The organism is Methylobacterium oxalidis (genome assembly GCF_007992195.1).
GTDB classification, from domain to species: Bacteria; Pseudomonadota; Alphaproteobacteria; order Rhizobiales; family Beijerinckiaceae; genus Methylobacterium; species Methylobacterium oxalidis.
The window spans coordinates 80,609-93,358 of record NZ_BJZU01000049.1; the positions used below are offsets into that span (position 1 = coordinate 80,609).

Genomic DNA, 12,750 nt, shown 5'->3' on the forward strand with positions numbered 1-12,750 from the left:
CGCGCGCCCGGTGAGCCTCGACGTCGCCATCGTGGGTGCCGGGATCGGCGGCCTCACGGCAGCGCTCGCCCTCAGCGAGGCGGGCCACGGCGTCACTCTGGTCGAGCGCCGGACCGGCTTCAGCGAGGTCGGCGCCGGCCTCCAGCTCTCGCCCAACGCGAGCCGCATCCTGATCGGCCTCGGCCTCGGCGCACCGCTTCGCCGCGCCGCCTGCGAGCCGCCGGGCGTCACCGTGCGCGCCCTCAGGACCGGGCGCACCATCGGCTCCGTCCGCCTCGGCGAGCCGGTGCGAGAGCGCTACGGCGCGCCCTACTACGTGATCCACCGGGCCGACCTCCAGACGCTGCTCCTCGACGCCGTGCGCTCGCGGGCGACCATCCGCCTCCTGATGGGGCGGGACGTGGTGGGCCTCGCCGAGACGCGGGAGGGCGCGGTGCTCACCGTCGAGACCGTCGCCGCCGGCCGCACCGAGACCCTGAACGCGGACCTCGTCGTCGGCGCGGACGGCCTGCGCTCGCGCATCCGTAGCCATCTCGACACGAGGCCGCTGGCGTCAGGCCGCATGGCCGCGTGGCGCGCCGTGGTGTCGCGGGAGGCCGCGCCGGGCGCGCTGCAGGGCGCCGAGACCGGCCTCTGGCTCGGGCCCGGCCGTCACGTCGTGCACTACCCGATCCTCGGCGGCGAGCGGATCAACGTCGTGGCGATCGTGCCCGAGCGCCAGGGCGACGAGGATTGGGGGCGGCTTGGCGACCCAGCCGTCCTGCGGACCCACTTCCGCGACGCCGCCCCTCCGATCGCCGAGCTGCTCGGCCTGCCGGATTCCTGGCTGGTCTGGTCGCTGGTGGAGCGGCCGGTGGCGCGGCCGATGGCCCACGGCCGCGTCGCGCTCCTCGGGGACGCGGCCCATCCCGTCCTGCCGTTCCTGGCGCAGGGGGCGGCGCTCGCGATCGAGGACGCGGCGGTGCTGACGGCCTGCCTCGCCGCCGCGCCCGTGGAGCAGGCGCTCATCGCCTACGACGAGGCGCGCGGCGAGCGCGCCCGGCGGGTCCAGCGGGCGGCGCGGGGCAACGGGCGCAGCTACCACGCGGGCCGTGTCGTCGGCACCGCGCGCGATCTCGTCATGCGCCGGCTCGGGCCCGACGAAATGCGCGACCGCTACGCGTGGCTCTACGGCTGGCGGCCCGGGACCGCCGCTTGATCTGGCGGGCGGCTCCCGCTACCGCAGATCCCGCGCGGACGTGGCGGAACCGGTAGACGCACGAGACTTAAAATCTTGCGGCCGCAAGGCCGTGCGGGTTCGAGTCCCGCCGTCCGCACCAGCCTTCCTGAAACCACAAGCGTTGCGGGTAACAGACGGGCCTTCCGACGCGTTTCGGCGTCCGGCCGGCACAAGCGACGATCCCGGCAACCTCGGCGAGCCGTGCTCCCAGCGGGCTCGGGTCTACAGCGAGGCTATCAGGGTGAAGGTGGTCTTTCGAGACCTCTCTGGAGGAGCGCGTCCGGCGTCCTGCGAACCTTCCTGATGGTCGACGGAAACGCGGGGCATCGCGCGGGAACTCGTTGAACAGGTTGCCCTGCTCAATGCGCCGAAATCTCATCATCCGCTTCGAAGTCCGTCCCCGGCAGCGATGCGTCAACTCGCAACCATCCCTGCAACGCCTGAGCAACGTTCAGCGGAACCGCTATGACACGGACGTTTCCAGCCCAGTTCAACGTTTCCGCTGCTACCTAGATGCGTAATTGTTAAAAAATATGCATTTTAAAGTAGTATTCTCTGACTGAATGCTTCGGGCATTCCACTTCATTAACCAGAAATTGCGTAGATAATCCAGATTGATGCTGCATTCAGGTGAGCGACGAATGTCATCCATTCGATTCCGTGTGATCGCCACGCTCGGCGCCTTTCTCGTTTCACTGTCTCTCATCGCCAGCGTCGGCTGGTACGCTTCGAGTACAGTCGAGCATGGCATGGAAACCATGTACGCAGATCGCGTGGTTCCTCTGCGAAATCTGAAGATCGTCGCCGACATGTATGCCGTCAACATCGTCGACACGTCGCATAAAGTTCGCAACGGTGTTCTGCCCTGGTCGAGCGGCGTCAAAGCTGTCGCGGATGCGCAGATCAGCATCAAGCAGAGATGGGCGGACTATATCGCCACGAGCATGGACGAGCGCGAGAAGCAACTGGCGGGCACGTCGAAAGCAGCCATGGTCGCGGCCGATGCCGCAACGGCCGATCTCCTCAAGATTCTCACGGACAAGGATGCGAGGGCACTCGACCAATTCGTCAGAGAACGACTCTACTCGGTCATCGATCCGGTGAGCGAGATCATCAGCACGCTGATCGACCTCCAGATCGAGGAGGCCAAGGTGGTGCACGGCCACTCGTCGGCCACCTACAAGATGGCGCAGACGATCGGGCTCTGCACGCTCGCGTTCGGCCTCCTGGCAGTGGCGTTCGCTTCGGCGACGATGGTGCGGGGCGTGCTCACGCCGCTGGCGGCCATCACGGCGATGATGCAGCGCCTCGCCGCCGGTGACGCGACCCAACCGGTCCCCGGCTGCGGCCGACGCGATGAGATCGGCCTCATGGCCGCCTCGGTGGGGATCTTCAAGGACAATCTGATCCGCACACGGCAACTGGAGGAGGACACGGCGCTGGCTCGTGCCTCGGCCGACGAGCAACGCAAGGTCGGCATGCGGCAGATGGCCGACAGCTTCGAGCGAGCGGTGGGCGGCATCATCGCGACCATGAGCGCTGCCTCGACCGAGCTGCATGCCACCGCGCAGAGCATGTCGGGGACGGCCGCCGAGACTGCGACGCAGTCAACCACGGTGGCGGCGGCTGCCGAGCAAGCCGCCGACAACGTCAATACGGTCGCGGTCGCGGCCGAAGAACTGGGCGCGTCCGTGCTGGAAATCGGTCGTCAGGTGGACGGCTCGGCGGACCTGGCTCGCTTGGCTGTCGCGGAGGCGGATCAGACCGGTGCGTTGGTGCGGGCGCTCAGCGGCGCGGTCGATCGCATCGGAGATGTCGTCGGCATGATCTCGACCATAGCGGGCCAGACGAACCTGCTGGCACTCAATGCCACCATCGAGGCTGCGCGATCGGGCGAGGCAGGCCGCGGCTTCGCGGTGGTCGCCGCCGAGGTGAAGGAGTTGGCGGGCCAGACCGCGAAGGCAACGGAGGAGATTTCGACGCAGATCGCCGACATTCAGACCTCCACGGACAGCGCCGTGGCGGCTATCGGCTCCATCGGCGCCCGCATCCGCGAGATCGACGGCGTGGCGACGGCCATTGCGGCAGCTGTGGAGGAGCAGGGGGCAGCCACGCAGGAGATCGTGCGCAATGTCTCACAGGCGGCGACCGGCACGGCCGAGGTTACCACGAACATCGCGGGCGTAGCGGGTGCGGCCGAGGAGACCGACGCGGCGGCAAGCCAAGTGCTGGCTTCGGCAAGCGAGTTGTCGCGCCAGTCCGAGCATCTTTCCGCCGAGGTGCGGCGCTTCCTCGCCACCGTGCGAGCGGCCTGATCCCGCTCGGCGGCGCATCTCTGCCGCACATCGTCGACATGCGGCCTTCGGCCTAGTTCGGCTCCGTCCCGAGGGGCGTCGGCATCTGCTCCGTGCACACGACAGGCCGGCCCGACGTGTCCGTCCAGGTGACCTCGCGGCCCTTGCCGCGCAGCTCGCGCGTGCCGTCCCCGTAGCGGAAGCCCGAGCCGCTCTCCTGCGCCTGGAGGGTCACCGGCTCGCCACTCGCGGGGCGCACCACCGCCGGGCGCCCCGGCTCCGAGTTCAGGAACTCGACCGTGAGCAGCGCGCCCTTCGGGCACTCGAAGATCACGCGGCGGATCGCCGCCGTCTCGGACTGCACCGCGTCCGAGAGCGCCCTCTCGGGCTCCTTGGGCGAGGAGGGCTCCTGCGCCCCGGCCCCGCCGCCGGCGAGGATGAGCAGGGCCGCGAGGCCGGGAAGGACGTGATGGAGGCCGGGCATGTCGCGTCTCTCCCGCCGGGATCATGCGCCGGATGCGCCTTGGAAGGTCGGTGCAGAACACCCGAGGCCAGGGGCGCGCGCAAGCGCTCGGGCACGGCGCCAGGGCCCGGTGCGGTATCAAACCTGCGAGCGGTGGTCGAACCGGGGCGCGTTCCGGGCGGCCGAGGCGATCACAGGATCGCGCGGTAGATGCTGTAAACGTTTACATATAGTCCGGCGGCGCGTAGAACCGTTCTCATGGGCGGAGGCTTGCGCCACCCTCCGCCGGACAGACGCAAGGACGAGCCATGACCGAGATCCACCCCGAGGTCGCCGCCGTCACCGACCGCGTGATCGAGCGGTCGCGGCAGACGCGGCGGGTCTATCTCGACCTGATCGAGCGCGAACGGGAGGGGGGCGTGCACCGGCCGACGCTGGCCTGCGGGAACCTCGCGCACGGTTTCGCCGCGGCCGGCGAGGACAAGGCGGCGATCCGCGCCGGGCGGTCGATGAACATCGGCATCGTCACCGCCTACAACGACATGCTCTCGGCCCATCAGCCCTACGGGCGCTATCCGGACCAGATCAAGGTGTTCGCCCGCGAGCGCGGCGCCACCGCGCAGGTGGCGGGGGGCACGCCGGCCATGTGCGACGGGGTCACGCAGGGGCAGCGCGGCATGGAGCTGTCGCTGTTCTCGCGCGACACCATCGCGCTCTCGACGGCGGTGGCCCTCAGCCACGGCATGTTCGACGGGACGGCGCTCCTCGGGATCTGCGACAAGATCGTGCCGGGCCTGATGATCGGCGCGCTGCGCTTCGGTCATCTGCCGACGATCCTGATCCCGGCCGGGCCGATGCCCTCCGGGCTCGCCAACAAGGAGAAGCAACGCATCCGCCAGCTCTACGCGGAGGGCAAGGTCGGCCGCGAGGACCTGCTCGAGTCGGAGGCCGCCTCCTATCACGGCGCGGGCACCTGCACCTTCTACGGCACCGCGAACTCGAACCAGATGATGATGGACGTGATGGGCCTTCACATGCCCGGCGCCTCGTTCATCAACCCGGGCACGAAGCTGCGGCAGGCCGTCACCCGCGCGGCGATCCACCGCCTGACCGAGATCGGCGCGGACGGCAACGATTACCGCCCGCTGGGCCGCTGCGTCGACGAGAAGGCGATCGTCAACGCGGTGGTCGGCCTCCTCGCCACCGGCGGCTCGACGAACCACGCGATCCACCTGCCGGCCATCGCGCGGGCGGCGGGCATCGTGCTCGACTGGGAGGATTTCGACCGACTCTCGGGGGCGGTGCCGCTGATCGCCCGGGTCTACCCAAACGGCGCGGGCGACGTGAACCACTTCCACGCGGCGGGCGGCATGAGCTTCGTGATCGCGAGCCTGATCGACGCCGGCCTCCTGCACGACGACATCCTCACGGTGTCCGGCGCGCGCCTGCGCGACCACGCCCGCGACCCGAAGCTCTCGGGCGAGGAACTCGTCTACGAGGACGCTCCGGAAAGGAGCTACGACGATACGATGCTGCGCACGCCCGCCAAGCCCTTCCAGCCGGACGGCGGCATGCGGCTCGTGAAGGGCAATCTCGGCCGGGCGACCTTCAAGACCAGCGCCGTCGAGGAGAGCCGCCGCACGATCGAGGCGCCCGCCCGCGTCTTCTCCGACCAGGACGAGGTGCTGAAGGCCTTCAAGGCGGGCGAGCTGGAGCGCGACGTCGTCGTCGTGGTCCGCTTCCAGGGGCCGCGCGCGAACGGCATGCCGGAGCTGCACAAGCTCACGCCGCCCCTCGGCGTCCTGCAGGACCGCGGCCACAAGGTGGCCCTCGTCACGGACGGGCGCATGTCCGGCGCCTCCGGCAAGGTCCCGGCGGCCATCCACCTCAGCCCCGAGGCGATCGGCGGCGGCCCCATCGCCAAGATCCGCGACGGGGACATCGTGCGCCTCAGCGCGCCGGAAGGCCGGCTCGAGGTGCTGGTGGACGCGGCCGAGCTCGCCGCCCGCGAAGGCGCGGCGGCGCCGCCCGCGGCCTTCGGCACCGGCCGCGAGCTCTTCGCCTTCATGCGCCACGGCGCCGACGGGGCGGAGCAGGGCGGCTCGGCGATGCTCGCCGCCGCCGGCCTGTGACGCCTGCCACCCAGAGAGGAAACTGCCGATGACCGACATCGACGCCCTGATGCGCTCGGTTCCCGTGATCCCCGTGCTCGTCGTGGAGGACGCGGCCCACGCCGAGCCGATCGCCGAGGCCCTGGTCGGCGGGGGCCTGACCGCGCTGGAGGTGACGCTGCGCACCCCCGCCGCCCTCGACGTGATCCGGGCGATGTCGCGCGTCGAGGGGGCCGTCGTCGGGGCCGGCACGGTGCTCAACGTGCGCGACCTCGACGCGGCGATGGAGGCGGGCGCCCGGTTCATCGTCAGCCCCGGCCTCACGGCGCCGCTCACCGAGGCGGCGATCGAGCGGGGCATCCCCTACCTGCCGGGCGTCGCCAACGCCGCCGACATCATGCGCGGGCTCGATCACGGCCTCAGCCGCTTCAAGTTCTTCCCGGCCGAGGCCGCGGGCGGCATCAAGGCGCTGAAAGCACTGGCCAGCCCGTTCGGGCAGGTGCGGTTCTGCCCCACGGGGGGCATCACGGAGGCGAGCGCGCCCGAGTGGCTCGCCCTCGAGCCGGTGCTCTGCGTCGGCGGCAGCTGGGTCGTGCCGGCGGGCGCGCCGGACGTCTCGGCGATCCGCCGGGCCGCGGAGGGCGCCTCGCGCCTGCGGGCGGCCTGAGACCCGTCGGCGGAACGCGGACGGGCGCAGGCGACCGCTACCGCGGCTCGCTGTGAAGGTGCAGGTAGGAGGGGTCGAACCGCGAGACCTCGACGAGGTTCGACCAGTTCGGAATCGTGACGGTCGGCCCACGCCACGACACGAGGCCGCGCCGCCGCAATTCCTGCAGCGTGCGGTTCACGTGGACGTTCGTGATCCCCAGCATGTCACCGAGTTCGCCCTGCGTGATCGGGAGCGTGTAGCTTCGGTTCTCCCGGTCGGTGAAGCCCACCGCGCCGAGCCGGCAGTAGAGCTCGCAGAACAGGTGCCCCATCCGCTCCAGCGCCGACATCCGGCCGACCGCCACGAGCCACTCCCGGTGGATGGCGGCGTCGATCAACGTCGTCAGCCAGAGGACCCGGGTCAGGTGCGGCTGGGTCTCGGTGATGCGCAGGAGATCCGCGTGTGGCGCCGTCGCGGTCTTGCACGGCGAGAGAGCGATGACGCCGTGATCCATGGTCTTCAGGGGAAAGCTGTGGAGGTCGACGAAGTCGCCCGGCACGTCGATCGAGGTGATCTGCCGGCGCCCGTCCGCGAGGATGCGGTAGCGCCCGGTCATGCCCTCGAGGAGGAGGGTGCTGTGGGTCGGGCGGCTGCCCTGCTCGACCACATCGGACCGCGCGTCGAACGTCCGGGTCTGGGGCGTGAGCTCGCGGAGGATGCGGACCTCTTCCTCGTTCAGCTTGTCCAGGCAGCTCAACTTCCGGACGAGGAGATCACTCATGGCGCTCCCGGGGCGTAACCGTTGCGTGCGCCACCTTTCATCGTCCGCACGCGTTTCGGCAACACCCAAACCGGGGTGCCGGGTTCCGAGACTCACCATGCACAGAGAAACCCGCCGCGCCTGTCGGCGGGCGGGCTGCTCTGCGGGACTGAGCGCCGCTGCGGCTCAGCAGCCGTCGTTCGCGGCCTGCTGCTGGGCGGTCGGCTTACCCTCGGATTCGCGCTTCACGTCCGCCGCGGAGGTCGCGGTCGTCGAGCCGGCGTTGTTCATCGCGCCGACCGTGCCAGGCGACTCCGCCTTCGCGCCGGGCGTGACCTTGGCGGTCGAGCCGGGATCGACGTTCGAGCTCTTGTCCTGCTTGGGCTGGTTCCCGGCCGTGGTGCCGGTCGTGCAGGGGGCGGCGATGGCGGCCGAGCTGATCAGCAGCAGGGCGCCGGCAAGGGTCGTGACCGTCTTCATGCGTTCCTCCGATGTGATTAACATCGAGCAAACGACGGGCCGGCTCGGCAGTTCCCAAATCGCCGTGAGAAGAACCGTACGGGCGGCCGCATGGACATCAATCCGGACGGCCACTCGCCTTCGCGAATATTATTGCGCTGCGCAAACTTCTCACCGCGGACGCACCGCACCTGCGAAGCGATCGCCGGCCATTACTGTGCGGGAAGCGGCTGGCGCAGGTCCCGTGGCACAAAGCGGCCCCCCTCGGACGGCTGAAGGTCGAGCCGGCGGTCGTGGTGCTCGTGCAGCGTCGAGCGGTGGCCGATCGAGACGATCGTGGTGCCCGGCAGGCGCTCGCGGAGCATCCGGTAGATTCCGGCCTCGCTCGCCTCGTCGAGGGCTGCGGTCGACTCGTCGAGGAACAGCCAGTCGGGCTTGGCCAGAACCGCGCGCGCGATGGCGAGGCGCTGCTGCTCGCCGCCCGAGAGCCGCTGGTCCCAGGCGTCGACCTCGTCGAGCCGGTCCGCGAGGTGCGGAAGCTGCGCCGCCACGAGCGCATCGCGGATCGCGGCGTCCGGGAACTGGTCGACGGTGCTCGGATAGACGACGGCGCCCCGCAGCGTCCCGAGCGGGATGTAGGGGCGCTGCGGCAGCAGCAGCGCCGACTGGTCCGCCGGCACGTCGACCCGGCCCTTGCCGAAGGGCCAGATCCCGGCAATCGCCCGGAACAGGGTCGACTTGCCGGAACCGGACGGCCCGGTGACGAGCGTGGCCGCGCCCTTGGCGAGGGCGAGCTTCTCGGCGGCCACGATCTCGCGCCCGTCCGGCAAGGCGAGCGTCAGGCCGGCGGCCGTGACGTCGCGCTTCGTCTCGTTGCCCTGGACGAGGCCGTAGCCCGCGCTGGAGAGGGCCTCCGCCTTCGTCATGGCGCGCTTGAAGGAGGCGAGGCGGTTCGTGTTCGCCTTGTAGGCCGCGATCGTCACGTAGGCATTGATGAAGAAGGACAGGGCGGACTGCACGCTGGAGAAGGCGTCCCCGGTCTGCTGGAACTGGCCCAGCGTGATCTTCTTCATGAAGTAGGACGGCGCGGCGAGGATGTAGGGGAACACCACGCTGAGTTGGCTGTAGGAGAGCGTGAAGCTGCCGAGCTTGATCCGCCGGTAGATGATGCCGAGGTAGTTGTCGATGATCTCGCGGAACAGGCCCCAGAGCCGCACGCTCTCGGCGCGCTCGCCGCGCAGCAGCGCGATCTGCTCCGAGTAGATGCGCGAGCGGGCGAGCGAGAAGCGGAAATCCGCCTCCACCTTCTCCTGCCGGAAATCGAGGCCGATGAGCGGGCGCCCGATCAGGTGGGTGAGCCAGGTGCCGACGACGGCGTAGCCCACCACCAGCCAGACCAGGAAGCCCGGCACGATCGTGTCCGTGAAGGGCAGCACGAAGTCCCGTGACAGGCCCCACAGGATCACCATAAAGGAGACCAGCGTCGCGGCCTGCGAGAGCAGGCGGATCGAGAGCGTCGTCGTCTGCGAGATGAACAGGTTGACGTCCGACTGGATGCGCTGGTCCGGGTTGTCCGCGTGCTCGCCGGTGAACGGGATGCGGTAGTGCGTGCCGCCGTCGAGCCAGCGCTCGTAGAGGCTGCGGGTCAGCCACGTCCGCCAGCGCAGGTGCAGGCTGGCATCCACGAAGGTGTCGAACATGCCGACGATCACCCAGATCGTGGCGAGCGGGCCGAACACCCAGATCAGCTGGTACCAGAAGGCGTCGGCGTTGTATTCCTGCAGGGCGTTGAACAGGTCGCGGAACCAGAAGTTCAGGCGAAGCTGCAGCGCCACCTGCGCGAAGGTGATGAAGATCGAGAGCGCCACGAGCCGCTGGCCGATCCGGCCCTCGGTGGTGCCGAAGAAGCGGAACGGGCCGATCTCCCGCGTCGGCTCGCTGCGCGAGGCGAAGTAGGGGTCGGCGATCAGGGTGATCGCCCGGATCGGCTCCAGGTAGGAGATCGCGAGCACGATGCCGGCGAAGACCACGGCGCCGGTTGCCGCGAAGGGCGGCGGCAGCAGCGCCGCCACGGTCGGCGGCAGCAGCCCCATCGCTGCCAGCGTCCGGCCGCCGGCGAGCACGAGGTAGCCGATCCCGTACACCGAGACGAAGACCCTGAGGTAGGCGGAGAGATTGCCCGAGGCGAGCAGGATGCCCGCCATCGCGAAGCCCGCGAGCGACACGTAGAGGGGCGGGGAGGGGACGCCGGGCGCTGCGAGCAGCACGAGGGCGAAGATCGCGGTGAGGACGGCCTGAATGCCGAGTCCGCTCCTGATTGCGGCCACGCACTTCTCCCCGAACATGAGTTCCGGGCCGGCGCGGGGCGCGCGACCCGAGCCGGCAGTGACGGCGGCTCATGGCGAGATAGTGGCGCGGGGCCCGCTCTGTCTCGTGAAATTTCGGTCATGCGCGGCGCCCGATCGCCGCGTCTATCCCCTTGGCGTGGGCCGTTTACTCAGGGCGGCGCTCACGGCCAGTCCCAGTCCTCGAAGCCCGGTTCCCGGCAGCGGTACCCGACCGGACATTGCGGGTTGTCCCGCGTCGGCGCGAAGCGGAGCTCGGCGATCTCGGTGAACTCGCAGAAGCTGCGGTCGCGCACGACGCGCTCGGGGCCCGGGCCGGTGTTGAGGACGATCGCCCCTTCGGTCTTCACGAGCCGCATCACGTCGTTGCAGGTCATGCGGGCCGTGGCCGACCGGTTCTGCCCGATCGCCGGCATCGTCGTCGCGATGCCGAGCATCAGGGCGAGGGCAGGGCGTCTCATCTGTGCGGGTCGGGCGCCTGGGCGGGATCAGGGCGGAAGCATGGCAGTTTCCGCAGGCAGCGGGAAGAGGGACGAGCGCACCGCCGCGCGGAAGCCGCAATCTGAGGATTTAGGGGATTACAAAAATCGTGGGACACGGCTTAAGATCTCGTGCGAGCCGACCAGAACAACGCTCGACCTGTGGTACTACTTATGCGTGTCTGAGCGTCCCGCGTGGCGCGATCTGCTTGCCGGGCCGCGAAAATCAGAGGCCGCGCCGAGGCGTAAGGCCCGATATCGAGACCGGACGGGGGCGTCCGAGGGAGTGGAAGGGTAGCGGGAGCGACGATGCGTCGCCGCGTGGCGCGGCGCCGGCTCGCTGACGGAGCATTCGGGGGATCCGAGATGGCGGTGGGGATCGATCAGACCCTGGCCGAGGCGGGCGCGGCGAGCACGAGTGCTCACGATTCAAGTGGGGGTTCGAGAAGCTGGCTGGTTCTGGTGCTGATGCTGGCCGCCGGCTGGGGCGCCCTGTTCAGCTACAGCGCCGTCTTCCTCGCCGAGGACGTGCCCCTGCGCTCCGCCGCGCAGCGGGCGATCCCCGAAGCGCTCCCCGACGAGGCCGTGGCCTTCCCGCTGCCGCCCGAGCTGATGCGGCCCGCCGCGCCCGCCGCCGGGCGCCAGGCCGAGATGCGGGCAGCCGAGACGCCCGCGCCGGTCCCACGCCTCGAGCTCGCGGGTACGAACGCCGCCGTAGCACCCGAGACCGGTCCGACGCAGACCGCGGCCGTCCCGTCGACGCCGCCGGTCGAGCGGCCGGACTACATCGGCACCTGGGGCCCGAACGAGGCCGCGTGCGGGGTGCGCTCGCGCCGCCGGGGCTACCTGCCGGCCACGATCACCGCGGAGGGCGCGCGCGCCGGCCGCGTCAGCTGCAGCTTCCACGACCGTACCCGCAGCGGCAGCGCCTGGGTCATGGCCGCCGATTGTACCGACCGCACGCGCCGCTGGACCTCGCAGGTCCGCCTCAGGGTCGAAGGCGACCGCTTGGTCTGGTCGAGCGCCCGGGGCACCTCGTCCTACCAGCGCTGCTCACGCCGGGCCGGCTGACGCGTCGTCCGGGCCGCCCGGCGGCCCGGGACAGTGCGACGAGCTCCTTTCGCTCCGCCCTCTCTGCCACAGACATCGGGCCGACGCCGCGCGAACCCGCGGGGCGATTTTCGGCCATCCGCCCGGATCCGCGCCGGCTCGTGGTCGCCGTGGCCGATGAAGCATGCCTCAGGAGCCGGCGGGCCGGACTCGACCGGTCGGGCCCAACCTCACTTGTCGCGGGGAGATCGCCCGCCCCAACGAGAAAGGGGCCGCCTCGCGGCGACCCCTTTCCCTGACCCGTGGGCCGGCGAATCTGAGGGACTGCACGGAACGCCCGAGCGGTCGGGCGCTCCGCGATCGGGTCCTCAGAAGTCCATGCCGCCCATGCCGCCGCCGCCCGGCATCGGGGGAGGCGCGTCCTTCTTCGGGGCGTCCGCGACCATCGCCTCGGTGGTGACGAGGAGGCCGGCGACGGAGGCCGCGTCCTGGAGAGCGGTGCGCACGACCTTGGCCGGGTCGACGATGCCCGCCTGAATCATGTCCACGTACTCTTCGGTCTGGGCGTTGAAGCCGTAGGTCTCGGAGCCCTCGTTGTCGGTGATCTTGCCGACCACGATGGAACCCTCGACGCCCGCGTTCTGGGCGATCTGACGGACCGGGGCCTCGAGCGCCTTGAGGACGATCTTGATGCCGGCCGCGACGTCGGCGTTGTCGCTGGAGAGGCCGGCGACCGCCTTCTTGGCGCGCAGCAGGGCCGTGCCGCCGCCGGGGACGATGCCTTCCTCGACCGCCGCGCGGGTGGCGTTGAGGGCGTCGTCGACGCGGTCCTTCTTCTCCTTGACCTCGACCTCGGTCGCGCCGCCGACGCGGATCACCGCGACGCCGCCCGCGAGCTTGGCGAGGCGCTCCTGCAGCTTC

At 70.3% G+C, this 12,750-nt stretch carries 11 protein-coding genes and 1 tRNA gene; 6 read left to right on the top strand and 6 right to left on the bottom strand.

Annotated features, from left to right (window positions below; all coding sequences use genetic code 11):
• The first annotated feature begins 10 nt into the window (after nt 1-10).
• From MOX02_RS13200 to MOX02_RS13210, 3 genes are all read left to right on the top strand, one after another.
• Nucleotides 11-1,198 (top strand): FAD-dependent oxidoreductase, encoded by a 1,188-nt coding sequence (locus MOX02_RS13200; RefSeq protein WP_147026255.1) that lies wholly within the window; start codon nt 11-13, stop codon nt 1,196-1,198.
• Nucleotides 1,199-1,232: 34 nt separating this feature from the next.
• Nucleotides 1,233-1,319: transfer RNA gene (locus tag MOX02_RS13205), tRNA-Leu, on the top strand.
• A 541-nt stretch (nt 1,320-1,860) separates the two neighbouring features.
• The gene (locus MOX02_RS13210) at nt 1,861-3,534 is read left to right on the top strand and encodes a methyl-accepting chemotaxis protein (protein ID WP_147026256.1); all 1,674 of its coding nucleotides are present in this window, start codon (nt 1,861-1,863) and stop codon (nt 3,532-3,534) included.
• Between the two features lie 52 nt (nt 3,535-3,586).
• Here MOX02_RS13210 and MOX02_RS13215 read toward each other — a convergent pair whose 3' ends face one another.
• The gene (locus MOX02_RS13215) at nt 3,587-3,997 is read right to left on the bottom strand and encodes an MliC family protein (protein ID WP_147026257.1); all 411 of its coding nucleotides are present in this window, start codon (nt 3,995-3,997) and stop codon (nt 3,587-3,589) included.
• Between the two features lie 287 nt (nt 3,998-4,284).
• Here MOX02_RS13215 and edd point away from each other — a divergent pair, with 287 nt between their 5' ends.
• Together edd and eda are read left to right on the top strand one after the other, a co-directional pair.
• Entirely contained in the window at nt 4,285-6,108 is a 1,824-nt protein-coding gene (edd, locus tag MOX02_RS13220; RefSeq protein WP_147026258.1) for a phosphogluconate dehydratase, read from the top strand.
• Nucleotides 6,109-6,136: 28 nt separating this feature from the next.
• Entirely contained in the window at nt 6,137-6,754 is a 618-nt protein-coding gene (gene eda / locus MOX02_RS13225) for a bifunctional 4-hydroxy-2-oxoglutarate aldolase/2-dehydro-3-deoxy-phosphogluconate aldolase (protein WP_147026259.1), read from the top strand.
• Between the two features lie 37 nt (nt 6,755-6,791).
• Here eda and MOX02_RS13230 read toward each other — a convergent pair whose 3' ends face one another.
• From MOX02_RS13230 to MOX02_RS13245, 4 genes are all read right to left on the bottom strand, one after another.
• The gene (locus MOX02_RS13230) at nt 6,792-7,517 is read right to left on the bottom strand and encodes a Crp/Fnr family transcriptional regulator (protein WP_147026260.1); all 726 of its coding nucleotides are present in this window, start codon (nt 7,515-7,517) and stop codon (nt 6,792-6,794) included.
• A gap of 165 nt (nt 7,518-7,682) precedes the next feature.
• Complete coding sequence (locus MOX02_RS13235; RefSeq protein WP_147026261.1) at nt 7,683-7,976, bottom strand: hypothetical protein; 294 nt, start codon at nt 7,974-7,976, stop codon at nt 7,683-7,685.
• A 191-nt stretch (nt 7,977-8,167) separates the two neighbouring features.
• A complete protein-coding gene (locus MOX02_RS13240) occupies nt 8,168-10,282 on the bottom strand; it encodes an ABC transporter ATP-binding protein/permease (protein ID WP_147026262.1) in 2,115 nt (704 codons plus the stop codon).
• A 182-nt stretch (nt 10,283-10,464) separates the two neighbouring features.
• The gene (locus tag MOX02_RS13245) at nt 10,465-10,761 is read right to left on the bottom strand and encodes a hypothetical protein (protein WP_147026263.1); all 297 of its coding nucleotides are present in this window, start codon (nt 10,759-10,761) and stop codon (nt 10,465-10,467) included.
• Nucleotides 10,762-11,145: 384 nt separating this feature from the next.
• Here MOX02_RS13245 and MOX02_RS13250 point away from each other — a divergent pair, with 384 nt between their 5' ends.
• On the top strand, nt 11,146-11,850 hold the full coding sequence (locus MOX02_RS13250; protein WP_147026264.1) for a hypothetical protein: 705 nt from the start codon (nt 11,146-11,148) through the stop codon (nt 11,848-11,850).
• Nucleotides 11,851-12,197: 347 nt separating this feature from the next.
• Here MOX02_RS13250 and MOX02_RS13255 read toward each other — a convergent pair.
• The coding region (locus MOX02_RS13255) for a TCP-1/cpn60 chaperonin family protein (RefSeq protein ID WP_280525317.1) at nt 12,198-12,750 on the bottom strand (553 nt) is incomplete at its 5' end.

What these genes read in the sequence shown, in the direction of transcription:
- MOX02_RS13245 (WP_147026263.1), bottom strand. Translation starts at nt 10,761, where the DNA reads ATGAGACGCCCTGCCCTCGCCCTGATGCTCGGCATCGCGACGACGATG.
- MOX02_RS13235 (WP_147026261.1), bottom strand. Translation starts at nt 7,976, where the DNA reads ATGAAGACGGTCACGACCCTTGCCGGCGCCCTGCTGCTGATCAGCTCG.
- edd (WP_147026258.1), top strand. Translation starts at nt 4,285, where the DNA reads ATGACCGAGATCCACCCCGAGGTCGCCGCCGTCACCGACCGCGTGATC.
- MOX02_RS13250 (WP_147026264.1), top strand. Translation starts at nt 11,146, where the DNA reads ATGGCGGTGGGGATCGATCAGACCCTGGCCGAGGCGGGCGCGGCGAGC.
- MOX02_RS13215 (WP_147026257.1), bottom strand. Translation starts at nt 3,997, where the DNA reads ATGCCCGGCCTCCATCACGTCCTTCCCGGCCTCGCGGCCCTGCTCATC.
- eda (WP_147026259.1), top strand. Translation starts at nt 6,137, where the DNA reads ATGACCGACATCGACGCCCTGATGCGCTCGGTTCCCGTGATCCCCGTG.
- MOX02_RS13210 (WP_147026256.1), top strand. Translation starts at nt 1,861, where the DNA reads ATGTCATCCATTCGATTCCGTGTGATCGCCACGCTCGGCGCCTTTCTC.
- MOX02_RS13230 (WP_147026260.1), bottom strand. Translation starts at nt 7,517, where the DNA reads ATGAGTGATCTCCTCGTCCGGAAGTTGAGCTGCCTGGACAAGCTGAAC.